Genomic DNA, 25,898 nt, shown 5'->3' on the forward strand with positions numbered 1-25,898 from the left:
TCTACATAAGATTATTACGCTGCATAAACCCCTCTCCACCCAGCTGATTCATCTGGCGCATAATCCACGCCTGACGGCTTCGCACGTACCCTGATGGGGCGCTGGCCTTAAAGCGGATAGGATTTGGTAACACAGCGGCCAATAGCGCCGCTTCTGACATGCTCAGACGGCTGGCTGGCTTATTGAAATACCGCTGTGCGGCAGCTTCCACGCCAAATGTGCCGTCGCCAAACTCAGCGACGTTGAGATAGACGGTCAGAATGCGTTTTTTGCTCCATACCGTTTCCATCCCCAGGGTCAACCCCGCTTCCAGCCCTTTTCGCACCCAGCTTCGACCATCCCACAGAAACAGATTTTTGGCCGTCTGCTGCGACAAGGTTGACGCACCGCGCACGCGGTTTTCATGGCGTTCGTTATGGGCTAGCGCCTTCTCAATGGCCGCAACGTCGAATCCCCAGTGCTCCGGGAATTTCTGGTCCTCAGCCGCGATGACCGCCAGCCCCATGAACGGTGAGATCTCGTCCATGCTCACCCAGTCAGAGTGGGCAACGTAGCCGAAATCGCCGCTGAACCACGCGCTAAGCTGGCGCTCAACCATAACGGCAGAGAACGGAACCGGCATAATGCTGAATAAAGCCAGCCCGCCTCCCCAGAATACCGCCAGCACAAGTACGATGCGCAAGAGAAAACGTTTCACCCCTGCGCCTGCGGCAAATTTACGCCTCATTCAGTCAGCACCAGCACGCGAGCCACCAGCTTTTCAATACCTGAGGCCGCCTCAGCGATATTATTCGCCAGCATATACGCCGGGGTGGTGACAATTTTGTTATCTTCGTCAACCACAATGTCATCAACCGGGCACGGAACGTGCTCGCCCCCCATTTCCTCCACGATCTCCGCGGTATCAATATCCGTCCCGATAGTCAGCCGCAGCGGGAAATCAAAAATCCTGGGCAGCATTGCCGGCGCGATGCAGATAAAGCCCAGCGGTTTTCCTGCCGCATGCATGGCCTGCGACAGTGCTTTAAGATGAGGATCGATCTGACACTCCGCTCCCTGCGCAGCAAAGGTACTGAGATTTTTGGCCGCGCCAAACCCACCCGGCACAATGAGCGCATCAAGCTCTGTAGAGTCTGCCTGAATAAGAGGATGGATATCACCTCGCGCAATACGCGCGGCTTCAATCAGTACATTACGGGTTTCCGCCATCGGCTCGCCGGTCAGATGATTAATCACATCCGCCTGATTTTTGTCCGGCGCAAAACAAATAACCTCTGCTCCCTGCTTAGCCAGGGCCAGCAGCGTGATTACGGCTTCATGTATTTCAGAACCATCGTAAACACCGCATCCGCTCAGCACGACACCAATCTTTTTCATCATGACAATCCTTTTCTGCAACTTGCTGAAGCACATTAATAATTTTGATTAAAACGCTATGCTTCACACATTTCACTGATTCATGTAACAAACCATTTAAGATTTGCTATCTTATCTGCGTGCGGCCTAAATTTTTCAGGCAGCGCCCTTTCGAAAATAACTTTATAAAACAGGCGCAGCCACGATTTCCCTGGTGTTGGCGCAGTATTCGCGCACCCCGGTTAAGCCGGGGTCATTTTTTTCTGGCGTCGACCCAGGCTTTAAGCACCGCCACATCGTTTTGCCACTCTTGTTTCATCTCTTCAACCCAATCACCCACGTTATCTTCCCATGCAGGTAAATCAGGCGACTGAATCTGTTGACCCAGCTGCTGCAGATGGCGTAAGCCGACCGAGCCGGCCGCACCTTTAATTTTATGTCCTTCTTCGACAATGCCCTTCTGGTCCCGGGCGGTCAGGTTTGATTCCAGCACGCTCAGATAGCCCGGCATCATTTTTTCGAACACCGCCAGACCATCGGTAATCAGTTTCGGGCCGACCAGATCGATGTACTGCTCCAGCATCGCGGTATCGAGTATCGTTTGGGCTTTTGCGCTATCAACAGACGTCATGGTGCTCTCCTCTTCATCATGGGTATCCCAGAACTTCTTGATCATGGCGGTCAGAGCAGGCACCGCCAGCGGCTTGCTGAGTACATCGTCCATACCGGCATCGAGATACTCTTTTTTATCTTTCAGCACGTTCGCCGTCAGCGCCACCAGCGGCGGCAGTTCGTCGGCCGCGTACTGACGCGTCAGCTCTCGCGAAATATCCAGCCCGGTCATATCCGGCAGCTGAATATCCAGCAGAACAAGATCGTATTCGCCCGGTTTAAACATCTCCAGCGCGGCCTTACCGGTCATCGCGACATCCACGCTGTTGCCCAGTTTTTCCAGCACCGAGCGCGCCACAATCACGTTCAGCTCAATATCTTCCACCAGCAGGACGTGCAGCGCGGGCAGCGGCATGTCGTCGTTTTCAAAGGTGTCTTCAACCTCTTCCGCCACCGCCGGCGCATGGACCGTCAGCGTGAAGGTTGACCCTTTACCCGGCTGGCTGGCAACGGTGATATCGCCACCCATACTCTTCGCCAGCCGTTTAGAGACCGCCAGGCCAATGCCCGTTCCGGTCGCCGGTTTCCCGCCGTTGCTGTCCTTCACCTGATAGTACATCGCGAAAATTTTGTCCTGCTCCTCCTGCGGAATACCTATCCCGGAGTCCTCCACCTCGAAGTGCAGCATGTCGCCTTCGTCATAGCGGATGCGCACCGCCACCTGCCCCTTCTGGGTAAATTTCACCGCGTTGCTGATAAGGTTCCACAGGATCTGGCGCAGACGCGTGCCGTCAGTCACCACTTTATGCGGCAGCGGCAGGGTTGGCTCCATGACAAAGCTCAGTCCCTTCTGCTGCGCCTGCAGGCCGGACAGGTTTTCGAGGTCGGCAAGGAAGCTGGTGAAATCAACAGGCTGATTATCAAGCTGAACTTTACGGCGCTCCATCTTATCCATATCAATAATATCGTTGAAGATATTACCCAGCGTGACCGCTGAGACATGGATAGTCTTGAGGTATTTCTCCTGCTCTGCGGTCAGGTCGGTATCCAGCAGAATACGGCTCAGCCCGACAATGCCATTAAGCGGCGTACGCAGCTCGTGGCTGATAGTGGAGATAAAGGTCGTCTTATCACGGCTGGCGCGCTCCAGGGCATCCTGGTAGCGCTTACGCTCGGTGATATCGCGGCCAAAGCCCATCAGGCCGTGGCGTTTCCCCACGCGGTCATAGTAGGGCACCTTACGGATCTCAAAACAGGCTTTGCGTCCGTCCGGGTAATCCAGCCACTGTTCATAGGTCAGCGAGACGTTATGGCGGAATACTTTTTCGTCCGTCTCCATGACCTTGGCCGCCGCTTCTTCAGAGTAAACGTCCTGCGGCTTCAGGTTAATCAGCTGCTTCTCGCTTTTCCCGGTGAGCAACTCCATCGCCCGGTTACAGCCGGAAAACTCTTTATCTTCATTACGGTAAAACACCAGATCCGGCGAAGCATCGAGGAACGACCGCAGGAAAGAGGATTGCTGCTCAAGCTGGATCTGCGTGACCTCGCGCTCTTTCATTTCGATTTTCAGCTGCTCCAGCGTGGCCTGACGCTCGGCTTCCGCCTTCTCACGATCTGAAATCTCCTGATTCAGCTGCGCAATGTTGTCTTTAAGCTGGACGTTGAGCTTCAGGTCGCGCTCGCGCATCTCTTCCAGTTTATCGACCAGTTTTGACAGACGCTGACGGGACTCTTCCAGCTGTTCAACCACCACGGAAAGGAAATAGACCGCCCAGGGAGTAATGAGCAAGCCAAAGAAGATGGAGCGGATAACGTCGATACTCTCGACCTGACCATGCAGAACCATGGTGACGGCCATTTGCACGACAATGGCCAGAACGACCAGCGCCAGCGCAAGCAGCATGGAGAAACGCACCAGCCCAAGCTTCATCATCAGGTCGACGTAATACTGGGCAAGCATTCGAATTTGCTTCATAGAAGATCCCTTCACGACTTTATCGCTCAATAATACTCAAATTCAGGGCGAGGCGTTGAAGGTTGTGAGAAAAAGTGCGGGGTGAAACAGGAGATTAGCCTCGCTCCCGGTTAACCGGAAGCGAGGAGAGGTCGATCAGGAGCGTTTCAACAGCAGCCAGAGGCTGATCAGGAGGAAACTTGCGCTTGGCAGCAGCGCACCTATTATCGGCGGAATGCCATAAACCAGCGTCAGCGGACCGAAGATCTGATCGAGCACGTAGAACACAAAGCCGAAGCTGATACCGGTCACGACGCGCACGCCCATCGGCACGCTGCGTAACGGACCGAAGATAAACGACAGCGCCATCAGCATCATCACCGCCACGGACATCGGCTGGAAGATCTTGCTCCACATGTTGAGCTGATAACGTCCCGCATCCTGCCCGCTCGACTTCAGGTATTTCACATAGTTGTGCAAACCGCTGATGGAGAGCGCGTCAGGGTCCAGCGCAACAACACCGAGCTTATCGGGCGTCAGGTTGGTCTTCCACGTACCGGTTACAGTCTGAGAACCGGCGATCTGTTTCGGATCGGTCAGGTCAGACTCATCGACCTGGGACAAACGCCACAGTTTATGTTCGGCGTCAAATTTCGCCGAAGAGGCGTGGCGGACTGACTCCAGACGGCGCTGGTCATCGAAAGCATAGATGCTCACCCCACCCAGTTCATCATTCCCCTTCACCCGTTCGATGTAGACGAAATTTTTACCGTCTTTCGCCCATAAACCTTGTTGAGTCGAGAGCAGCGAGCCGCCATACATGGCCTGCGCACGGTAGTTACGCGCCATCTGTTCGCCCTGCGGCGCGACCCATTCGCCAATCGCCATGGTCAACAGCACCAGTGGGATCGCGGTTTTCATGACCGACAGCGCAACCTGCATGCGGGTAAAGCCCGAGGCCTGCATAACGACCAGCTCGCTGCGCTGCGCCAGCATTCCTAGCCCCAGCAGCGCGCCCAGCAGGGCCGCCATCGGGAAGAAAATCTGCACATCTTTCGGCACGCTGAGCAGGGTATACATCCCCGCGCCCATCGCGTCATAGCTCCCCTGCCCGGCTTTTTTCAGCTGATCGACAAATTTGATAATGCCGGAGAGCGACACCAGCATGAACAACGTCATCATGATGGTGGTAAAAATGGTTTTACCGATATAGCGATCAAGAACGCCAAACGCCTGCATTAGATGGCTCCTTTACGCGAGAATCGGGCACGTATGCGGCGCACAGGCACCGTATCCCACAGGTTTAATCCCAGCGCCAGTAAGATGTACAGGCTGTTGACGAACCATGTCCAGACCATAGGGTCCAGCTTACCCTTCGCGCCGTTAGAACGAATCGAGGTTTGCAGCAGGAAATAGATCAGGTAAAGCAGCATCGCCGGCAGCATAGAGAGCACGCGTCCCTGGCGCGGGTTCACCACGCTCAGCGGAACGACAATCAGCGCCATCATAAACACGGTGAAGACAAGCGTAATACGCCAGTGGAACTCAGCGCGCGCTCTGTCGGTATCGGTATTCCACAGGGTACGCATGTCCATTTGCTCGGTATCCGTTGGATCGAGCGCCACCGCCTGATGGCCGATAATGGCCTGATAGTTCTGGAAATCCGTAATACGGAAGTCGCGCAGCATCGCGGTGCCTTCGAAACGGGTGCCTTTGTTCAGCGTCACGATCTGAGAACCATCTTTGCGCTGAGCAAGCTGACCGGAGTCTGCAACCACCACGGAAGGACGCGCGTTACCTTTGGGACGTAACTGCGCCAGGAATACGTCGTTGAATTTACTGCCGTCAACGCTCTCAATAAACAGCACGGAGTTGCCGTCGGTCGCCTGCTGGAACTGACCCTGAGCTAAGGCTGCCATGCCGGGGTTGGCTTTCGCTTCGGCCAGCACTTCGTCCTGATGACGGGAAGACATGGGCCCCGCCCACATCACATTCACCGCTGCGACAATACCCGTGAACAGCGCCAGTATCATGGCTGCTTTCACCAGTACCGCTTTGCTCAGGCCACAGGCATGCATCACCGTGATTTCACTCTCGGTGTAGAGTTTCCCAAGCGTCATGAGCAGGCCAAGGAAAAGACTTAGCGGCAGGATGAGCTGCGCCATTTCCGGGATCCCTAAACCAAGCAGGGAAAGCACCAGATTAGTTGGAATTTCGCCGTCAACGGCCGCACCGAGGATCTTAACCAGCTTCTGACAGAAAAAAATCAGCAGCAGGATGAAGAGGATCGCCAGTTGGCTTTTGAGCGTCTCCCGCACCAGATATCTTATGATTATCACTTTAAATACGCCCGTAAAAACCCGTCTCTTTGCTGGAAAATCGCTTGTTTCATGGCTTAAACGTCATTTATTCTCTTGAGTCGTCGAAATCATCGCTAAGATTAAAACATCCGGCGGATTCACGCTTCAGGACTTTTTCTGACGTGTCGAAACCGTAGTAACGTAAGATTAACACGAAGTCACCACAACAGCGGACATGAGTTACGAAAGGTTTCAATTCTATCCGTAGCTGCCGCCGTTGTCTTTAAGATTCAGGAGCGTAGTGCATGGAGTTCAGTGTAAAAAGCGGTAGCCCGGAGAAACAGCGGAGTGCCTGCATCGTTGTGGGCGTCTTTGAACCACGCCGACTCTCCCCGATCGCCGAGCAACTCGATAAAATCAGTGACGGCTATATTAGCGCCCTGCTGCGCCGTGGCGAACTGGAAGGCAAACCTGGGCAGACGCTGTTACTGCACCATGTTCCGAACGTACTGTCAGAACGTATTCTGCTGATTGGCTGCGGCAAAGAACGCGAGCTGGATGAACGTCAGTATAAGCAGGTGATTCAGAAAACAATCAATACGCTGAATGATACCGGCTCAATGGAAGCCGTCTGCTTCCTGACGGAACTGCACGTTAAAGGACGTAACACCTACTGGAAAGTGCGTCAGGCGGTTGAAACGGCAAAAGAGAGCCTGTACAGCTTCGATCAGCTGAAGACCAATAAAAGCGAGCCGCGTCGTCCACTGCGTAAAATGGTCTTTAACGTGCCAACCCGTCGCGAGCTGACCAGCGGCGAACGCGCGATCCAGCACGGTCTGGCGATCGCGGCCGGCATTAAAGCGGCCAAAGATCTCGGCAACATGCCGCCTAACATCTGTAACGCGGCGTACCTGGCCTCTCAGGCGCGTCAGCTGGCCGACGCCTACAGCAAAAACGTCATTACCCGCGTCATCGGCGAACAGCAGATGAAAGAGCTGGGGATGCACTCTTACCTGGCGGTCGGTAACGGCTCGCAGAACGAATCCCTGATGTCCGTCATCGAGTACAAAGGCAACCCGTCCGAAGACGCGCGCCCGATTGTGCTCGTCGGTAAAGGCCTGACCTTCGACTCCGGCGGTATCTCCATCAAGCCTGCCGAAGGCATGGATGAGATGAAGTACGACATGTGCGGTGCGGCGGCGGTTTACGGCGTGATGCGCATGGTCGCGGAACTGCAGCTGCCTATCAACGTGATCGGCGTTCTGGCGGGCTGCGAAAACATGCCTGGCGGGCGCGCCTATCGTCCGGGTGACGTTCTGACCACCATGTCCGGCCAGACCGTTGAAGTGCTGAACACCGACGCCGAAGGCCGTCTGGTGCTGTGTGACGTGCTGACCTACGTTGAGCGCTTCGAGCCGGAAGCGGTGATTGACGTCGCTACCCTCACCGGAGCCTGTGTGATTGCGCTGGGCCACCACATCACCGGCCTGATGTCGAACCACAATCCGCTGGCGCATGAGCTTATTGGTGCCTCAGAGCAGGCTGGGGACCGCGCATGGCGTCTGCCGCTGGGTGACGAATATCAGGATCAGCTGGAGTCTAACTTTGCGGATATGGCGAACATTGGCGGACGTCCTGGCGGGGCGATCACCGCGGGCTGCTTCCTGGCACGCTTCACCCGCAAGTACAACTGGGCGCACCTGGATATCGCGGGCACCTCATGGCGCTCCGGTAAAGCTAAAGGCGCAACCGGTCGTCCAGTGGCGCTGCTGTCGCAGTTCCTGCTCAATCGTGCGGGTTTTAACGGCGACGAGTAAGTCAAACGGCAGTAAACCGTAGGCCGGGTAAGGCGAAGCCGCCGCCCGGCTTAAGCATTTAAAGTGAGCACAAGAAGCCCCATATATGAAGAATGCAACGTTCTACCTTCTGGACAACGACACCCATCAGGATGGCCTCAGCGCCGTAGAACAGCTGGTGTGTGAAATTGCCGCAGAACGTTGGCGCGCAGGTAAACGCGTTCTGATCGCCTGTGAAGATGAACAGCAGGCGATTCGCCTGGATGAAGCGCTGTGGGCGCGCCCGCCGGAGAGTTTTGTGCCGCATAACCTGTCGGGCGAAGGCCCGCGCGGCGGTGCACCGGTTGAAATTGCCTGGCCGCAAAAGCGCAACAGCAGCGCGCGCGATATTCTGATTAGCCTGCGGATAGATTTTGCAGATTTTGCCACCGCTTTCACAGAAGTGGTAGACTTTGTCCCTTACGAAGAATCTTTGAAACAACTGGCGCGCGAACGCTATAAAGCGTACCGCCTGGCTGGTTTTAACCTGAATACGGCAACCTGGAAATAATGGAAAAGACATATAACCCACGCGATATCGAACAGCCGCTTTACGAGCACTGGGAACAGCAGGGCTATTTCAAGCCTAACGGCGACGAAAGCAAAGAGTCCTTCTGCATCATGATCCCGCCGCCGAACGTCACCGGCAGTTTGCATATGGGTCATGCTTTCCAGCAGACCATCATGGACACCATGATCCGCTACCAGCGCATGCAGGGTAAAAACACCCTGTGGCAGGCGGGGACTGACCACGCGGGTATCGCGACCCAGATGGTAGTTGAGCGTAAAATTGCCGCTGAAGAAGGAAAAACCCGCCACGACTACGGTCGCGACGCGTTCATCGACAAAATCTGGCAGTGGAAGGCGGAATCCGGCGGCACAATTACCCGTCAGATGCGCCGTCTCGGCAACTCCGTAGACTGGGAGCGCGAGCGCTTCACCATGGACGAAGGCTTGTCCAACGCCGTTAAAGAAGTTTTCGTCCGCCTGTACAAAGAAGACCTGATTTACCGCGGCAAACGCCTGGTAAACTGGGATCCAAAACTGCGCACCGCCATCTCTGACCTGGAAGTGGAAAACCGCGAGTCTAAAGGCTCCATGTGGCACATCCGCTATCCGCTGGCCGATGGCGCAAAAACCGCCGACGGTAAAGATTACCTGGTGGTCGCAACGACCCGTCCGGAAACCCTGCTGGGCGATACCGGCGTAGCCGTTAACCCGGAAGATCCGCGTTATAAAGATCTGATCGGCAAATTCGTGGTGCTGCCGCTGGTAAACCGCCGTATTCCGATTGTGGGCGACGAACACGCCGACATGGAAAAAGGCACCGGCTGCGTAAAAATCACCCCTGCACACGACTTCAACGACTATGAAGTCGGCCGTCGTCACGCCCTGCCGATGATCAACATCCTGACCTTCGACGGCGATATCCGCGAAAACGCAGAAGTGTACGACACCAAAGGCAACGAATCCGACGTTTATTCCAGCGACATCCCGGCGGAATTCCAGAAGCTGGAACGTTTTGCCGCGCGTAAAGCGATCGTGGCTGCCGTTGACGCACTGGGCCTGCTGGAAGAGATCAAGCCTCACGACCTGACCGTGCCGTACGGCGACCGTGGTGGCGTGGTAATCGAGCCAATGCTGACCGACCAGTGGTACGTGCGTGCCGACGTGCTGGCGAAACCGGCTGTTGAAGCGGTTGAGAACGGCAGCATTCAGTTCGTGCCGAAGCAGTACGAAAACATGTACTTCTCCTGGATGCGCGATATTCAGGACTGGTGTATCTCTCGTCAGCTGTGGTGGGGTCACCGTATCCCGGCATGGTACGACAACGAAGGCAACGTCTACGTTGGTCGCAGCGAAGATGAAGTGCGTCAGGAAAACAACCTGAGCGCGGACGTTGCGCTGCGTCAGGACGAAGACGTTCTGGACACCTGGTTCTCCTCCGCGCTGTGGACCTTCTCCACCCTCGGCTGGCCAGAGAACACCGACGCGCTGCGTCAGTTCCATCCAACCAGCGTGATGGTGTCCGGTTTCGACATCATCTTCTTCTGGATTGCCCGCATGATCATGATGACCATGCACTTCATCAAAGACGAAGACGGCAAGCCGCAGGTTCCGTTCCATACCGTTTACATGACCGGTCTGATCCGCGACGACGAAGGCCAGAAGATGTCCAAGTCCAAGGGGAACGTTATTGACCCGCTGGACATGGTTGACGGTATCTCTCTGGAAGAGCTGCTGGAAAAACGTACCGGCAACATGATGCAGCCGCAGCTGGCGGAGAAAATCCGCAAGCGCACCGAGAAGCAGTTCCCGAACGGGATTGAGGCTCACGGTACCGACGCCCTGCGCTTCACCCTGGCGGCGCTGGCCTCTACCGGCCGTGACATCAACTGGGACATGAAGCGTCTGGAAGGTTACCGTAACTTCTGTAACAAGCTGTGGAACGCCAGCCGCTTCGTGCTGATGAACACCGAAGATCAGGATTGTGGCTTCAACGGCGGCGAAATGACGCTGTCTCTGGCTGACCGCTGGATCCTGGCGGAATTCAACCAGACGGTAAAAGCGTTCCGCGAGGCGCTGGACAGCTACCGCTTCGACATCGCGGCGGGCATCCTGTATGAATTCACCTGGAACCAGTTCTGCGACTGGTATCTGGAGCTGGCGAAGCCGGTCATGAACGGCGGCACTGAAGCGGAACTGCGGGGCACGCGCAACACGCTGATTACCGTTCTGGAAGGCCTGCTGCGCCTGGCGCACCCGGTTATTCCATTCATCACCGAGACCATCTGGCAGCGCGTGAAGGTGATTGCTGGCATCAACGCAGATACCATCATGCTGCAACCGTTCCCGGAATTCGATGCGGCGAAAGTGGATGAAGCGGCATCAGCGGATACCGAGTGGCTGAAGCAGGCGATCGTTGCGGTACGTAACATCCGTGCTGAAATGAACATTGCCCCTGGCAAACCGCTGGAGCTGCTGCTTCGTGGCTGCAGCGAAGCTGCCGTTCGTCGCGTCACAGAGAACAACACCTTCCTGAAAACCATGGCGCGTCTGGAAAGCATCACCGTGCTGCCTGCGGATGACAAAGGTCCGGTTTCCGTGACCAAAATCATCGACGGCGCCGAGCTGCTGATCCCGATGGCGGGTCTGATCGACAAAGACGCCGAGCTGGCTCGTCTGGCGAAAGAAGTGGCGAAAGTCGACGTGGAAATTGGCAAAATCGAAAGCAAGCTGGCGAACGAAGGCTTTGTCGCCCGCGCGCCGGAAGCGGTCATCGCGAAAGAGCGTGAGCGTCTGGTTGCCTTCGCCGATGCGAAGACCAAGCTGATTGAGCAGCAGGCGGTTATCGCTGCCCTGTAATGCTTTTACCCCTTACGCTTCAGAGCGTAAGGGGTATCCTTCCTGAAAACTCCTCGCTTGCACTCCCCTTTCTGCGGTGCTATTAACAGCAGTTATGTGTCAATTTTTGTAATGAGTAATGCTATGAGCGTGATTACCCCCGTCGCGACGACGATGCGCCGGATCGCTGAGCAGGATAACCCGGCTATCGCCGCCGTTATCCGCACCGTTTCTGCCGAATATGGCCTGACGGCTGACAAAGGCTACACGGTTGCCGACCCGAACCTGGACGCGCTTTACCAGCTCTACAGCCAGCCAGGGCACGCCTACTGGGTAATCGAGCAGAACGGCCAGGTTGTCGGAGGCGGCGGCGTGGCGCCCCTCAGCTGCAGCGAGCCGGATATCTGCGAGCTGCAGAAAATGTATTTCCTGCCAACGGCGCGCGGGCAAGGACTGGCGAAAAAGCTGGCGCTGATTGCTCTGGATCATGCGCGCAAGCAGGGCTTCACCCGCTGCTACCTTGAAACGACCGCGTTCCTCAAAGAGGCCATCGGCCTGTATGAACATCTGGGCTTTGAGCATATCGATGCGCCCCTGGGCTGTACCGGTCACGTTGACTGCGAAGTCAGAATGCTGAAAAGTCTGTAACTTTCGTTCCTGCCCTCTTCTGTTAAGCGGCTGTAAACTGAATGCTCTACACTCTCAGTTCACACCACAACGGGGGAAACACGATGTCGAAGATAAAAAGCTACGCCGCACCGCAGGCGGGTGCAGAACTTGAGCTGTACGAGTACGATGCGGGCGAACTAAAAGCAGAAGACGTCGAAGTACAGGTTGATTACTGCGGGATCTGCCACTCGGATCTCTCGATGATCGACAACGAATGGGGCTTCTCCAGCTATCCGCTGGTTGCCGGACACGAAGTCATTGGCCGCGTCGTGGCGCTCGGTAGCGCCGCGCAGGACAAAGGGCTGAAAGTGGGCCAGCGTGTGGGCATTGGCTGGACGGCACGCAGCTGTGGTCACTGCGACGCCTGTATCAGCGGAAATCAGATCAACTGCCTCGAAGGCGCCGTTCCTACCATCCTGAACAAAGGCGGTTTTGCCGATAAGCTGCGCGCCGACTGGCAATGGGTGATCCCGCTGCCGGAGAGCATTGATATCGAATCCGCCGGTCCGCTGCTGTGCGGCGGTATCACCGTCTTCAAGCCCCTGCTGATGCACCATATCACCGCCACCAGCCGCGTGGGCGTCATCGGTATTGGCGGACTGGGCCATATCGCCATCAAGCTGCTGCACGCGATGGGCTGTGAAGTCACGGCGTTCAGCTCGAACCCGGCGAAAGAGAAAGAAGTACTGGCTATGGGGGCGGATAAAGTGGTGAATAGCCGCGATCCGCAGGCGCTGAACGCGCTGGCGGGCCAGTTTGATCTGATCATCAACACCGTTAACGTGGATCTCGACTGGCAGCCGTACTTTGAAGCGCTGGCCTACGGCGGTAACTTCCACACCGTGGGTGCGGTGATGAAGCCGCTGCCGGTTCCGGCGTTTACCCTGATCGGTGGGGATCGCAGCATATCCGGTTCTGCTACCGGTACGCCGTACGAGCTGCGCAAACTGATGAAATTCGCCGGGCGCACCAAAGTGGCGCCGACCACCGAACTTTATCCGATGTCGAAGATCAACGAAGCGATCCAGCACGTGCGCGACGGTAAAGCTCGCTACCGCGTGGTGCTGAAAGCGGATTTCTGATGTGAGTTTGCCGGGTGGCGGCTTCGCCTTACCCGGCCTACTTTCACTGCTGTGCCAATACGTTAAATACTTCCGCTATCGCGACCGCTCCCGGATCCATTACCCCATCCAGATTCTCTTTATTGACATACGACGAGCGTCCCGCGCCGGCTTTCGCCATTTTCGCCGTTGCTTCGGCACCGTGCTGTGCTGCCTTCGCCGCTGCCTCGATATCTCCCTTCAGCAACGCCTCCAGCGCCGGTTGCAGCGCGTCGATCAGTGTACGATCGCCGAGATCTGCCCCACCGTACTGCTTCATCTGCGCCAGCCCGCTGAGCAATGCCTCGGGCAGCGGCTGACCATCGTGAAGCTTTTGCCCGGCCGCGGTGAAGAAGATCGACATCAGCACCCCGCTCGATCCGCCCATCACCGTAGCCAGCCGCTCGCCCACCAGCAACAGCAGCGTCGATACGTTATCAAGCGGGAGCTTGCGATCCTCCAGACGCTGCGCAATATCCCGCGCCCCTTGCGCAAAAGTGGAGCCGGTATCGCCGTCGCCCACTTTGGCATCCAGCGCGTTCAGTCGGTTTTCCAGCTGGAGCAGCGTTTTCGTCACCGAGGAAACATATTCAGCCACCCGCAGATTGTCCGACGGAGTGTATTCCACGCGATCGTGAATGGCGGTATGCGCCACGGTGCGCAGTGGCGCAAACGCCACGGGCTTCTGCCAGCCCAGCGTTTCGACCTCGGCGTGAATCGCCTTTTCAAAGAAGTCGTTGAGCTTCAGCAGCGTGAGCGAAAAGCCCTTCATGTCCAGCGCGCTCACCAGCGGTGCGGGGCCTATCAGGTACGCGATCTCCTCTTTCAGCGCCGAATGCGCCAGCTCTTTGGTCAGCAGCGCCATCTCCAGCGCCGATACGCCGCCGAGATTGTTAATCAATACCGCAAACCGCCCCTCTCCCGCCTGCGCGCGTAACGGCGTCACCAGCGTGTCGATAATGGCTTTGCTGTTCTGCGTATCAACGACGGAAGCACCGGGCTCGCCGTGAATGCCCAGCCCCAGCTCGACATGGCCCTGCTTAATGCGCCCCTCTTCCTCGTCGCTGCCTGGCAGGTTGCACGTTTGCATCGCAACGCCCAGACTCCAGAGGTTATCGCAGGCCTGTTGCGCAATATCCCGTACCTCACTCAACGATTTCCCGTGCTCCGCCGCATAGCCCGCAATCTTGTGCACCAGTGCCGTACCGGCAATACCGCGCGGCTGTTTGTTATCCGGCAGCGCGATATCGTCCGCCACGATCGCCATCTCCACCTTAAGACCGTAGCGTTTGGCCTTTTCTGCCGCGAGGCCAAAGTTCAGGCGATCGCCGGTGTAGTTTTTGACAATCAGCAGACAGCCTCGATCGCCCGTGACCGCCACAATGGCATTCAGCACCGCATCCACGCTCGGCGAGGCAAACAGATCGCCACACACTGCCGCCGTCAGCATCCCTTTGCCGACAAACCCGGCGTGCGCGGGTTCGTGGCCTGAGCCGCCGCCGGAGATCACCGCCACGCGGCTTTTGTCCCAGTCGCCGCGTGCGACGATCCTGATGGCCGGATCGATATCAAGTTTGACGAGATTTGCGTGTGGCGCAGAAAGCAGTATGCCTTCAATGGCATCGTTGACCAGCTGTTTGCGATCGTTAAAGAAGAATCTGGACATCGTTTCCCACTATTTTTGTGAACCGTATGCAAAAGCATAGTCCGCGCTGGATAATGCGCCGCAAAGTCAGGAATTTACTCAACCAAATTGCGGTCAGGTTGCCTATACTCCACCCAGGACTAAGAGAGGAAGCGCATCATGAGTACACCATTGTTAATTGCCCGGACGCTGGAAAAAGAGCTGTATTTACTGCCCGCGATGGCGAACCGCCACGGTCTGATCACCGGAGCGACCGGGACAGGCAAAACCGTCACCCTGCAAAAGCTGGCTGAGTCGCTTTCGGAGATTGGCGTACCGGTCTTTATGGCTGACGTGAAAGGCGATTTAACCGGTGTGGCTCAGGAAGGTACGGCCTCTGAGAAACTGCTCGAACGGCTGAAGAATATTGGCATCACGGACTGGACGCCGCATAACAATCCGGTGGTAGTGTGGGATATCTTTGGTGAGAAAGGCCACCCGGTGCGCGCTACCGTCTCCGACCTCGGCCCGCTTCTGCTGGCCCGTCTGCTTAACCTCAACGACGTGCAGTCCGGCGTGCTGAATATTATCTTCCGCATTGCCGACGATCAGGGGCTGTTGCTGCTTGATTTCAAAGATCTGCGCGCCATTACGCAGTACATCGGCGATAACGCCAAATCCTTCCAGAACCAGTACGGCAATATCAGCAGCGCCTCGGTGGGCGCCATTCAGCGCGGGTTGCTGACCCTGGAGCAACAGGGTGCCGAACACTTCTTCGGCGAGCCGATGCTGGATATCAAAGACTGGATGCGCACCGACAGCAGCGGCAAAGGCATCATCAACATTCTGAGCTCCGAGAAGCTCTACCAGATGCCAAAGCTCTACGCCGCCAGCCTGCTGTGGATGCTCTCTGAGCTCTACGAACAGTTACCCGAAGCGGGCGACCTGGAAAAACCGAAGCTGGTCTTCTTCTTCGACGAAGCGCACCTTCTGTTTAACGATGCGCCGCAGGTATTGCTGGATAAGATTGAACAGGTCATTCGCCTGATCCGCTCCAAAGGCGTTGGCGTCTGGTTTGTTTCACAAAACCCGTCGGACATCCCGGATAACGTGCTCGGCCAGCTCGGTAACCGCGTGCAGCACGCCCTGCGCGCCTTTACGCCGAAGGATCAGAAAGCGGTGAAAGCCGCCGCGCAGACCATGCGCGCTAATCCTGCCTTTGATACCGAAGCGGCGATTCAGGCGCTAGGCACCGGTGAAGCGCTGATCTCGTTCCTGGATGCGAAGGGCAGCCCGTCTGTGGTAGAACGCGCCATGGTGATCGCGCCCTGCTCGCGCATGGGGCCGGTTACCGACGATGAGCGCAACGGCCTGATTAACCACTCTCCGGTTTATGGGAAATACGAAGACGAGGTGGATCGCGAGTCCGCGTTCGAGATGCTGCAAAAAGGGGTCCAGGCGACAACGGAATCGCAGGATGCGCCTGCCGCTAAAGGGCAATCTGTCGCCGTTGATGACGGCATTCTCGGTGGGCTCAAAGACATTCTGTTCGGCAGCACCGGGCCGCGCGGCGGCAAGCGCGACGGCGTGGTGCAGACCATGGCGAAAAGCGCGGCGCGGCAGGTCACCAATCAGATAGTGCGCGGCATGCTGGGAAGTCTGTTAGGCGGCCGTCGCCGGTAGCGGGGATAAAGTAAAACTGTCCTATACTTACCTGAGATTCGCCTTTTTGAATACCTCCCCCGTTTGGGAAGGTATTCAAACGCCTCAGTGCTTATCCATATCGCAGCGCATATGATCCCAGCCGGTGTAGTTTTTCACTTCTGGTACTTTGTCTGGCTGTCCTTGCCAGTTGATTTTAAATTGCTCAATACTCCCCTGGAGCCCTTCTTTGGTCATGTAGACCATGCCCCATGCCGCTCCCGGAGAGCGTGGTTTAATATGATGCACAGAGCCGTCCTCAGCTTCATAGGTTATCCCCGGCCCCCCTGTTGCCAGACGGGGGTCATCATAGGGTTTGGATGACATATATAGTCGGTGTTTGGTTTGCAAGAATCCCTGATCGTTTACGACGGTGAAAGATATCAGGGCATCGTAGGGTGGCGAGGAATCGCCATTAGGTTCGTTTTCAGTGGGCGGGAACGATGAAGGATACCATGTCTTCCCATAGTCTTTAGACACAATCGAGCCGGCTGAATCCCAGGTTGGCAGCGCAATATAACGTTCTGAAGGATGAATAAATTTTTTGGTAAAAATACGATAAAACTGGCTTACGGGTTGAGTTCGAATCCCCCGTTTCGTATCGACATACCAGATTTCACCTGCACAATTCCAGCCTTTCAACTCTAGGTAGCGGTGGCCATCAAAACGGTACACAATTTGCGTAGGACTGGTATCTGCGGAGGGCTGATTCATCGCCCAGATGGTCACGATACCGATAACTAATACTAACCATAAGATGAAAAATTTCCGGCTCACGTGATATACCTACTTTTCGTTAATTTGGCTTATATTTAACGCTCGTGGCATTTCCCATTGCAGAATAATTTTTTCTTCGAACTTAACAGGCTTAACAATGCCATATTCAATTTCCATCCTGTTGCGTTTATGGGGTCGGACACCAGCATAATTATTCACTACCCCAAATTCATCTTTCGGTAATATTGCGTCAGGTTTATTCATAAAAAATTTGGTCGTAGAATCATCCAGTTTTCCTGTTCGGTAATATTCTTTAGCCTGAAAATTCTTATTCAACGGATCCCGCCAGTCCGCGCGATGCAAAAGATCCTCCCAAAAACGGCCAGCCTTATAATCAAAAGATTTGCATTGCCCGATGGCTAAATCAAAGGCCATGGCCTGGGAAGGTGCATACTCGCTCATCACAATGGAGGAGTGCTGGCTGTACCCAACGGGATCAGCTTTCTTCCATTCATCTTCCAGCTCATCGCGGTTTTTCAGCCAAACCAGCGTCAGGTTTCTGAACGTATCGACGCCCGACACAACTCCCTGAATCACTTTGTGCTTCCGCTCAACTGTCATCTCTTGCAGCTCGTCAGGGGTCAGCGAATGGCCTGGCTTCATCGTTGGGTAATAATATTTATCCATAGGAAACATGCCTGAGGCTGTTCTGCTCAGGGCATGGGCTTTCGCGGAATACGAAATATAGGCGTCGGGACTTTCTGGATCGATATAAGCTTCATAGGGTATATCGCAGGTTTTCGGGTCGTTGTCTTTTCGGTTTTTCTCACCCTGTAATTCAAATACAAATGGCTCAGGTAATTCTTCGCCATTGATGACAACATCACGAGCAGAGTAAATCGCGTTCGTAACAGAACTGTATTTCGCATCCCCTTTCTGTATTGCGGGCAGTTCGAAGCACGTTTTGTCTGGCGGGAAACCGACATGACCATGCTGGTAAAAGACCCGCTGATACAGGTTTGGAATATGACAGGCGATGTTTTGCGGGATACCGCGCCAGCCAATGCCCTGAATGTTTTTCAGGGATACCGTTCCGTCATTCGGGCAGAAATAATTATACACCTTGCCGTTATTATCCCGTCGGAACCGAGCATCCTGCCGTAATGGGTTATCTGACGGTTTTCGTAATGTGCAAGCGGCCTCCATCGCCAGCATGTCTGCCTCAGTCACCTCGCCACCTTTGTACTGCGTTGCCATCAGGGCACAGAAATTGCTGAATGTCTGCTGACGGGCAGCGCTGGTCTGGTGATGACCAGACTGGGCATTTTCTAATAGTCGCTCTTCCAGCGAATACGGGGAGTGGGTCAGAATGGTGCAGTTAACGGGATCATAACCAGCCTGCTTCACCAGCATATTAGCCAGCATTGTAATGATAGTGCCCTGGCTGTGCGCCACGATGTTAATCACATCGTTCTCTGTAACTGGCTCTTTTCGGATTTGAATAATCAAATCCGCCAGCCGCTGAGCGGCAAAAAACTGATAGATGCGGTGCGGGTTGGGAAAGATGGGGTGGGTGAAATCGCCGCCATTTGCATGCAACGTCATAAAACCGGTGGCAGCGACGGCAACGCCACCGGCCCCCGGGCCAAGCATGTCCGGTATATTGGTGGTTGCATTGGCAAACGTGCCACCACCTTTGGCAAAATTGATATCGAGCGCATTTTTAAAGCAGTCGTTCTGAAATGCAAACGCCCCTTTACTGTCATTACCCAGCGCGGCCTTCTTGGTTTCGTCATCTTCCTGGTAGGCGTCGTAAGGGATGTGGGCGTCGCTGCCCAGCTTTCCGACTTCGTCCCGATAACGCTTCTGGTCAGCGCGCCACTCCTCATGCGTAACCGGCTTATAGCCCCAGTAAAAGGGGATAATGGGAGAACGTCCAGGCTCACAGATTTTCTTTTGCGCCTCTTCGTTGTGGGACATGATGAAATCTTTCCACTCGTGCGCATACAGGTCTGAACGGTTCAACCGCTTGCTTAACCCGGAAATAATCCCTTTTTCCTGATTCTGATAAGCTTCCCCAACATCGTTCACACCGTGCACCAGAATCACAATGCATGGCATCGGGCGCGGAACGCCGACTTTACGGGTCTGGGCTACCAGGCCCAAACTTTTGTGAACAGGAATATCGTTTTCAGATATAACGCGTGGACAATACGGACTTATTCTTACACCTGTCATCAACGTATCTCCAGATAATGAATACCGCTGAGACAGCTAAAACAACATAAATTACCTTCCATACGGAATATCCTTTTTAAGAGTGGCGATGTAAGACATTACGCCTGTAAGGAAGGCATTTAAATACAAAATAAAATATCAATAAGCACCACAGAAACTCGGATTATTCATCCAGTGAATAACTCACAGAAAAGAGAAAACGGATTTACTGCGATATTAATAGTCTGACGACTACCCACAACTGAAAAGAATAAGAACCATAGCGACTTAAATAAATAAAACTCATCAAATAAACAAATAACGGGATTCATTTATATTGATAAGTTTTCATTAATACTATTCAAATTATTTATAGCAAAACGCTAACGGTCAGAAATTGGAACCCAAGGCATTCCCAGCGCCGCCCCCTGCACGCCGTTCTCCTGCAGGTAGCGGTCGATTTCCACCATCCCCGTCCAGCGGTTCTCACACCATAGCGGTGCCAGAAGCGTTGGACGGCGGGCGCTGGCCGAGATGCGGTGGTAGACAATTTCCGGCGGGGTGTGGCGAATCATCTCCCCCGCCGTCACCGTATAGTCCTCAAGCTCAATACCGCTTAACCGCCCGGCTGCCCAGGCTTTCGCCATAATGCTTCCCGTAACGATATGCAGCGGGTGCAGCTTAATGCCGTCCACGCCGGTCTCAAGCACCTTTTCCAGCGTCTCCAGGCCGTGCTGCTGCCCTTCACCCGGCAAGCCGACAATCAGGTGCGAGCAGACCTTCAGCCCGCGCTCGCGGGCCAGGCGAGTGGTGCGCTGGTAGCAGGCGAAATCATGGCCACGGTTAATACGGTGCAGGGTTTTGTCGTGCGCGGTCTGCAGGCCCAGCTCCAGCCAGATCTCGTAGCCTTGCTCTTTGTACTCGCTGAGCAGGTCCAGCACCGCGTCCGGTACGCAGTCCGGGCGCGTGCCCACGCACAGCCCAACGATGTTAGCCTGGCTGACGGCCTGCTGATACATAGAGCGCAGCACCTGCACTTCCGCCCACGTGCTGGTGTAGGCCTGAAAATAGGCCAGATACTGCTTCGCGCGGTTCACCAGGCTGGCCTGATGGGCAAGCTGTTCAGCGATAGATTTATGCCGCTGGGCCTCGTCAGCAAAGGACGCAACGTTACAGAAGGTGCAGCCGCCGCGCCCGATGGTGCCGTCGCGATTCGGGCAGCTAAACCCGCCGTGCAGCGTCAGCTTATGAACCTTTTGCCCGTACCGCTGCAAAAGATCCCCACCAAACATATTGACTAATTTCTGTAACTGCATAATCTGATAGACCGTCCCGGAGAAAGGGGACAAGCCTGCCACTTTTAGCCTCTGTCGGCGATGACCTGGATCAATCGCCCTGGACGGCTTTTATCTATATGAATAAATACTCAGGATTACTGCAATTTCATTCACGCTACCCGTGATTACTTTTCCTTATGTTCTGATTGTTTTTTTCATTTATAGCGCCACCACTGAAAAACAGTGGGTTTATGCGGGTTTGCAGCCATTGCCAGATTATTATTCTGCTATAAAACGGCTATTCAGCACGCTACATTGATAATACCGCTTTCATATAGTGAGTCAGATCACACTCCGCTGCGTCCTGCCAGGGCATACAATCAATGTAAAAATAGTTAAATGACATTTAATTTCAAAGACATAAACTCTCTTTAGCACATTTTTGTATAAATAAGATTGCCATTTGACCTGTGTACCAATTCCCGATAAGTTGGAAATCCGCTGGAAGCTTTCTGGATGAGCGGCCTGCTCATCATATTTATGCAGTAATTGAGATTCCCTCTGAAGCAAGTCCTCAAACTTGTTTACCTGCGCGAAAGGATGAAAAAGAGGGCGAATGCGAGGTCCGCGTATGAAACGCAAACCCCGTCGCCATGCTCTTTCTGTGCCTGTGCGCCACGGTAAAGTTCAGTGGGAAGCCCGACGAGCCTGGGGAGGTTCACTGATATGTTGTACGATAAATCCCTTGAGAAGGATAACTGTGGTTTCGGCCTGATCGCCCACATAGAAGGCGAACCTAGCCACAAGGTAGTGCGTACTGCTATTCACGCACTGGCCCGAATGCAGCACCGTGGCGCTATTCTTGCCGATGGTAAAACGGGCGACGGTTGCGGCCTGCTGCTGCAAAAACCGGATCTTTTCTTCCGCATCGTGGCGGAAGAGCGCGGCTGGCGTTTAGCCAAAAACTACGCTGTCGGCATGCTGTTCCTGAACCAGGATCCTGAAAAGGCTGCCGCCTCACGCCGCATCGTCGAAGAAGAACTTCAGCGTGAAACCCTGTCGATTGTCGGCTGGCGCAATGTGCCAACCAACGAAGGGGTGCTCGGTGAAATCGCCCTCTCCTCGCTGCCTCGTATTGAACAGATTTTCGTCAACGCGCCTGCGGGCTGGCGTCCGCGTGATATGGAACGCCGTCTGTTTATTGCCCGCCGCCGCATTGAAAAACGTCTCCAGGACGATAAAGAGTTCTACGTTTGTAGCCTCTCTAACCTGGTGAACATCTATAAAGGTCTGTGTATGCCGGCTGACCTGCCGCGCTTCTACCTGGATCTGGCGGACCTGCGTCTGGAATCGGCCATTTGCCTGTTCCACCAGCGCTTCTCCACCAACACCGTTCCACGCTGGCCGCTGGCTCAACCGTTCCGCTACCTGGCGCACAACGGCGAGATCAACACCATCACCGGTAACCGCCAGTGGGCCCGCGCCCGTACCTATAAGTTCCAGACGCCGCTGATCCCCGATCTGCACGATGCCGCGCCGTTCGTGAACGAAACCGGCTCGGACTCCAGCTCCATGGATAACATGCTGGAACTGCTGCTGGCGGGCGGGATGGATATCGTGCGCGCCATGCGTCTGCTCGTGCCGCCGGCCTGGCAGAACAACCCGGATATGGATCCTGAGCTGCGCGCGTTCTTCGACTTTAACTCCATGCACATGGAGCCATGGGACGGCCCGGCGGGCATCGTTATGTCCGACGGCCGTTTTGCCGCCTGTAACCTGGACCGTAACGGTCTGCGTCCGGCGCGCTACGTTATCACCAAAGACAAGCTCATCACCTGCGCCTCTGAAGTCGGCATCTGGGATTACCAGCCTGACGAAGTGGTCGAGAAAGGCCGCGTCGGTCCGGGCGAGCTGATGGTGATCGACACCCGCGGTGGGCGCATCCTGCACTCCGCCGAAACCGACAACGATCTGAAGAGCCGCCACCCGTACAAAGAGTGGATGGAGAAGAACGTGCGTCGCCTGGTGCCGTTCGAAGATCTTACGGACGAAGAAGTGGGCAGCCGCGAGCTGGACGACGATACTCTCGCAAGCTACCAGAAGCAGTTTAACTACAGCGCGGAAGAGCTGGACTCTGTCATCCGCGTGCTCGGTGAAAACGGCCAGGAAGCGGTCGGCTCAATGGGTGACGATACCCCGTTTGCCGTGCTCTCCAGCCAGCCGCGCATCATTTACGACTACTTCCGCCAGCAGTTCGCGCAGGTGACCAACCCGCCGATCGACCCGCTGCGCGAAGCGCACGTGATGTCGTTGGCCACCAGCATCGGTCGTGAGATGAACGTCTTCTGCGAGGCCGAAGGCCAGGCGCACCGTCTGACTTTTAAATCGCCGATCCTGCTGTATTCAGATTTCAAACAGCTCACCACTATGAAAGAGGAGCACTACCGCGCCGACACGCTCGACATTACCTTCGACGTGAACGAAGCGAGCCTTGAAGAGACGGTGAATGCGCTGTGTGACAAAGCCGAACAGATGGTGCGTAACGGCACCGTGCTGCTGGTGTTGTCCGACCGTAATATCGCGAAAAACCGTCTGCCTGTACCTGCCCCGATGGCGGTCGGCGCTATCCAGACGCGTCTGGTCGATAAGAGCCTGCGCTGCGACGCCAACATTATTGTGGAAACCGCCAGCGCCCGCGACCCGCACCACTTTGCCGTGCTGTTAGGCTTTGGCGCGACGGCGATCTACCCGTACCTGGCCTACGAAACGCTGGCGCGCCTGGTGGATACCCGCGCGATCGACAAAGATTACCGCGCGGTGATGCTGAACTACCGTAACGGCATCAACAAAGGTCTGTACAAGATCATGTCCAAAATGGGCATCTCGACCATTGCCTCCTACCGCTGTTCTAAGCTGTTTGAAGCGGTCGGCCTGCATGACGAGGTCGCCAACCTCTGCTTCCAGGGCGTGGTCAGCCGCATCGGCGGCGCCGGTTTTGCTGACTTCCAGCAGGATCTGGTGAACCTGTCCAAACGCGCCTGGCTGGCACGTAAGCCTCTGGATCAGGGCGGTCTGCTGAAATACGTTCACGGCGGCGAGTATCATGCCTACAACCCGGACGTGGTGCGCACGCTGCAGCAGGCGGTTCAGAGCGGTGAATACAGCGATTACCAGCAGTACGCTGAGCTGGTAAACAACCGCCCGGCGGCAACGCTCCGCGACCTCATTGCCCTGAACCCGGGTGATGAAGCGGTCAGCATTGACGAGGTTGAGCCTGCATCCGAGCTGTTCAAACGCTTCGATACCGCGGCGATGTCCATCGGCGCGCTGAGCCCGGAAGCCCACGAAGCGCTGGCGGAAGCCATGAACAGCATCGGCGGCAACTCCAACTCCGGCGAAGGCGGTGAAGATCCGGCGCGTTACGGCACCAACAAAGTGTCCCGCATCAAGCAGGTGGCATCCGGCCGCTTTGGCGTGACGCCTGCGTACCTGGTCAACGCCGACGTGATTCAGATTAAAGTCGCTCAGGGTGCTAAACCGGGCGAAGGCGGCCAGCTGCCGGGTGATAAAGTTACCCCGTACATCGCCAAACTGCGCTATTCCGTGCCGGGCGTGACGCTGATCTCCCCGCCGCCGCACCACGATATCTACTCTATCGAGGACTTAGCGCAGCTGATTTTCGACCTGAAGCAGGTCAACCCGAAGGCGATGATCTCCGTGAAGCTGGTTTCCGAACCGGGCGTCGGCACCATCGCTACCGGCGTGGCGAAAGCCTATGCGGATCTCATCACCATCGCCGGCTACGACGGCGGTACCGGCGCAAGCCCGCTCTCCTCCGTGAAATACGCGGGCTGCCCGTGGGAGCTTGGCCTGGTGGAAACCCAGCAGGCGCTGGTGGCGAACGGTCTGCGTCACAAGATCCGTCTGCAGGTGGACGGCGGCCTGAAAACGGGCCTCGACATCATTAAAGCGGCGATCCTCGGCGCGGAAAGCTTCGGCTTCGGTACCGGCCCAATGGTTGCGCTCGGCTGTAAATACCTGCGTATTTGCCACCTGAACAACTGCGCAACCGGCGTTGCTACCCAGGACGAGAAGCTGCGTAAGAACCACTATCACGGTCTGCCGTTCAAAGTGACCAACTACTTTGAGTTCATCGCCCGCGAAACCCGCGAGCTGATGGCGCAGCTGGGCGTGAAGCGTCTGGTGGACCTGATTGGCCGTACCGACCTGCTGAAAGAGCTGGAAGGCTTCACGGCGAAGCAGCAGAAGCTGGAGCTGAGCAAGCTGCTGGAAACCGCGCAGCCGCACCCTGGCAAAGCGGTCTACTGCACCGAGAACAACCCGCCGTTCGATAACGGCGTGCTGAACGCGCAGCTGTTGCAGCAGGCGAAACCGTACGTGGACGACAAGCAGAGCAAAACGTTCTGGTTTGATATCCGCAACACCGACCGCTCCGTGGGCGCCTCCCTCTCCGGCTACATCGCGCAAACGCACGGTGACCAGGGGCTGGCAGCAGATCCGATTACCGCACACTTCAGCGGTACCGCGGGTCAGAGCTTCGGCGTATGGAACGCAGGCGGCGTTGAGCTGTACCTGACCGGCGATGCCAACGACTACGTCGGTAAAGGCATGGCAGGCGGCCTGCTGGCGGTGCGTCCTCCGGTCGGCTCAGCCTTCCGCAGCCATGAAGCCAGCATCATCGGTAACACCTGCCTGTACGGCGCGACCGGCGGTCGTCTGTTTGCAGCAGGCCGTGCGGGCGAGCGTTTTGCGGTGCGTAACTCCGGTGCTATCACCGTGGTGGAAGGCATTGGCGATAACGGGTGTGAATACATGACGGGCGGGATTGTTTGCGTTCTGGGTAAAACCGGCGTGAACTTCGGCGCGGGCATGACGGGCGGTTTTGCGTACGTCCTGGACGAAGACGGTGAGTTCCGCAAACGCGTGAACCCGGAGCTGGTAGAAGTGCTGGACGTTGATACGCTGGCTATCCATGAAGAACACCTGCGTGGTTTGATTACCGAACACGTGCAGCATACCGGTTCTTCGCGCGGCGAAGAGATCCTGGCAAACTGGCCGGCGTTCTCTGCGAAATTCGCGCTGGTTAAGCCGAAGTCCAGCGATGTTAAAGCCCTGTTGGGTCACCGTAGTCGTAGCGCAGCAGAGCTGCGCGTGCAGGCGCAGTAAGGAA

16 protein-coding genes are annotated in these 25,898 nt (G+C 55.8%); 7 read left to right on the forward strand and 9 right to left on the reverse strand.

Annotated features, from left to right (window positions below):
* Position 1: 1 nt before the first annotated feature.
* The 5 genes from mtgA to lptF all read right to left on the reverse strand — a co-directional run bounded on the left by mtgA (position 2) and on the right by lptF (position 6,261).
* Positions 2–727: a monofunctional biosynthetic peptidoglycan transglycosylase gene (mtgA, locus tag ACMWLG_RS13955; protein ID WP_045403550.1), complete on the reverse strand. Its 726-nt coding sequence runs from the start codon at positions 725–727 to the stop codon at positions 2–4.
* The gene (gene elbB, locus ACMWLG_RS13960) at positions 724–1,377 is read right to left on the reverse strand and encodes an isoprenoid biosynthesis glyoxalase ElbB (RefSeq protein ID WP_045403552.1); all 654 of its coding nucleotides are present in this window, start codon (positions 1,375–1,377) and stop codon (positions 724–726) included. The genes mtgA and elbB overlap by 4 nt, the downstream gene beginning before the upstream one ends.
* Positions 1,378–1,609: 232 nt before the next feature.
* Entirely contained in the window at positions 1,610–3,943 is a 2,334-nt protein-coding gene (gene arcB, locus ACMWLG_RS13965; protein WP_023309363.1) for an aerobic respiration two-component sensor histidine kinase ArcB, read from the reverse strand.
* A gap of 135 nt (positions 3,944–4,078) precedes the next feature.
* Positions 4,079–5,161 carry an LPS export ABC transporter permease LptG gene (gene lptG, locus ACMWLG_RS13970; RefSeq protein ID WP_023309364.1) on the reverse strand — a complete coding sequence of 361 codons (1,083 nt, stop codon included), beginning with the start codon at positions 5,159–5,161 and terminating at the stop codon, positions 4,079–4,081.
* The gene (gene lptF, locus ACMWLG_RS13975; protein ID WP_024906345.1) at positions 5,161–6,261 is read right to left on the reverse strand and encodes an LPS export ABC transporter permease LptF; all 1,101 of its coding nucleotides are present in this window, start codon (positions 6,259–6,261) and stop codon (positions 5,161–5,163) included. The genes lptG and lptF overlap by 1 nt, the downstream gene beginning before the upstream one ends.
* 266 nt (positions 6,262–6,527) lie before the next feature.
* Between lptF and pepA the strand changes: the two genes are divergently transcribed.
* The 5 genes from pepA (at position 6,528) to ahr (ending at position 13,153) form a co-directional block, all read left to right on the forward strand.
* Positions 6,528–8,039, forward strand: coding sequence for a leucyl aminopeptidase (gene pepA / locus ACMWLG_RS13980; protein ID WP_045403555.1), 1,512 nt, complete (start codon positions 6,528–6,530; stop codon positions 8,037–8,039).
* 85 nt (positions 8,040–8,124) lie between these two features.
* Positions 8,125–8,568, forward strand: a complete 444-nt coding sequence (holC, locus tag ACMWLG_RS13985) for a DNA polymerase III subunit chi (RefSeq protein ID WP_008502815.1) — start codon at positions 8,125–8,127, stop codon at positions 8,566–8,568.
* Entirely contained in the window at positions 8,568–11,423 is a 2,856-nt protein-coding gene (locus tag ACMWLG_RS13990) for a valine--tRNA ligase (RefSeq protein ID WP_045403558.1), read from the forward strand. Before holC ends, ACMWLG_RS13990 begins: the two co-directional genes overlap by 1 nt.
* Before the next feature lie 123 nt (positions 11,424–11,546).
* Positions 11,547–12,050 carry a GNAT family N-acetyltransferase gene (locus ACMWLG_RS13995; protein ID WP_045403561.1) on the forward strand — a complete coding sequence of 168 codons (504 nt, stop codon included), beginning with the start codon at positions 11,547–11,549 and terminating at the stop codon, positions 12,048–12,050.
* A gap of 83 nt (positions 12,051–12,133) precedes the next feature.
* Complete coding sequence (gene ahr / locus ACMWLG_RS14000) at positions 12,134–13,153, forward strand: NADPH-dependent aldehyde reductase Ahr (RefSeq protein WP_045403564.1); 1,020 nt, start codon at positions 12,134–12,136, stop codon at positions 13,151–13,153.
* Between the two features lie 43 nt (positions 13,154–13,196).
* Here the strand turns inward: ahr and ACMWLG_RS14005 are convergent, their stop codons facing one another.
* A complete protein-coding gene (locus tag ACMWLG_RS14005) occupies positions 13,197–14,837 on the reverse strand; it encodes a dihydroxyacetone kinase subunit DhaK (RefSeq protein WP_045403566.1) in 1,641 nt (546 codons plus the stop codon).
* Between the two features lie 138 nt (positions 14,838–14,975).
* Between ACMWLG_RS14005 and ACMWLG_RS14010 the strand changes: the two genes are divergently transcribed.
* The gene (locus ACMWLG_RS14010) at positions 14,976–16,478 is read left to right on the forward strand and encodes a helicase HerA-like C-terminal domain-containing protein (RefSeq protein ID WP_023309371.1); all 1,503 of its coding nucleotides are present in this window, start codon (positions 14,976–14,978) and stop codon (positions 16,476–16,478) included.
* Between the two features lie 84 nt (positions 16,479–16,562).
* On the opposite strand, the gene ACMWLG_RS14015 is transcribed toward ACMWLG_RS14010, so the two are convergent.
* The 3 genes from ACMWLG_RS14015 to ACMWLG_RS14025 all read right to left on the reverse strand — a co-directional run bounded on the left by ACMWLG_RS14015 (position 16,563) and on the right by ACMWLG_RS14025 (position 20,746).
* Positions 16,563–17,210 carry a hypothetical protein gene (locus ACMWLG_RS14015; RefSeq protein WP_032668272.1) on the reverse strand — a complete coding sequence of 216 codons (648 nt, stop codon included), beginning with the start codon at positions 17,208–17,210 and terminating at the stop codon, positions 16,563–16,565.
* 72 nt (positions 17,211–17,282) lie between these two features.
* Positions 17,283–19,451 (reverse strand): effector protein Tle3 domain-containing protein, encoded by a 2,169-nt coding sequence (locus ACMWLG_RS14020; RefSeq protein WP_045403569.1) that lies wholly within the window; start codon positions 19,449–19,451, stop codon positions 17,283–17,285.
* A 362-nt stretch (positions 19,452–19,813) separates the two neighbouring features.
* A complete protein-coding gene (locus ACMWLG_RS14025) occupies positions 19,814–20,746 on the reverse strand; it encodes a TIGR01212 family radical SAM protein (protein WP_100245694.1) in 933 nt (310 codons plus the stop codon).
* Positions 20,747–21,433: 687 nt separating this feature from the next.
* Between ACMWLG_RS14025 and gltB the strand changes: the two genes are divergently transcribed.
* Positions 21,434–25,894 carry a glutamate synthase large subunit gene (gene gltB, locus ACMWLG_RS14030; RefSeq protein WP_045403575.1) on the forward strand — a complete coding sequence of 1,487 codons (4,461 nt, stop codon included), beginning with the start codon at positions 21,434–21,436 and terminating at the stop codon, positions 25,892–25,894.
* Positions 25,895–25,898: the final 4 nt, after the last annotated feature.

Source organism: Enterobacter sp. 01-M-02-SI-ECC (assembly GCF_047530595.1).
Classification (GTDB): domain Bacteria; phylum Pseudomonadota; class Gammaproteobacteria; order Enterobacterales; family Enterobacteriaceae; genus Enterobacter; species Enterobacter cloacae_M.

Bases quoted from the DNA above. Each gene is read 5' to 3' on its own strand.
- holC (WP_008502815.1), top strand. From the start codon at position 8,125: ATGAAGAATGCAACGTTCTACCTTCTGGACAACGACACCCATCAGGAT.
- ahr (WP_045403564.1), top strand. From the start codon at position 12,134: ATGTCGAAGATAAAAAGCTACGCCGCACCGCAGGCGGGTGCAGAACTT.
- elbB (WP_045403552.1), bottom strand. From the start codon at position 1,377: ATGAAAAAGATTGGTGTCGTGCTGAGCGGATGCGGTGTTTACGATGGT.
- ACMWLG_RS14025 (WP_100245694.1), bottom strand. From the start codon at position 20,746: ATGCAGTTACAGAAATTAGTCAATATGTTTGGTGGGGATCTTTTGCAG.
- ACMWLG_RS14010 (WP_023309371.1), top strand. From the start codon at position 14,976: ATGAGTACACCATTGTTAATTGCCCGGACGCTGGAAAAAGAGCTGTAT.
- ACMWLG_RS13995 (WP_045403561.1), top strand. From the start codon at position 11,547: ATGAGCGTGATTACCCCCGTCGCGACGACGATGCGCCGGATCGCTGAG.
- ACMWLG_RS14005 (WP_045403566.1), bottom strand. From the start codon at position 14,837: ATGTCCAGATTCTTCTTTAACGATCGCAAACAGCTGGTCAACGATGCC.
- ACMWLG_RS13990 (WP_045403558.1), top strand. From the start codon at position 8,568: ATGGAAAAGACATATAACCCACGCGATATCGAACAGCCGCTTTACGAG.
- gltB (WP_045403575.1), top strand. From the start codon at position 21,434: ATGTTGTACGATAAATCCCTTGAGAAGGATAACTGTGGTTTCGGCCTG.
- pepA (WP_045403555.1), top strand. From the start codon at position 6,528: ATGGAGTTCAGTGTAAAAAGCGGTAGCCCGGAGAAACAGCGGAGTGCC.
- arcB (WP_023309363.1), bottom strand. From the start codon at position 3,943: ATGAAGCAAATTCGAATGCTTGCCCAGTATTACGTCGACCTGATGATG.
- ACMWLG_RS14015 (WP_032668272.1), bottom strand. From the start codon at position 17,210: ATGAATCAGCCCTCCGCAGATACCAGTCCTACGCAAATTGTGTACCGT.
- mtgA (WP_045403550.1), bottom strand. From the start codon at position 727: ATGAGGCGTAAATTTGCCGCAGGCGCAGGGGTGAAACGTTTTCTCTTG.
- ACMWLG_RS14020 (WP_045403569.1), bottom strand. From the start codon at position 19,451: ATGACAGGTGTAAGAATAAGTCCGTATTGTCCACGCGTTATATCTGAA.
- lptG (WP_023309364.1), bottom strand. From the start codon at position 5,161: ATGCAGGCGTTTGGCGTTCTTGATCGCTATATCGGTAAAACCATTTTT.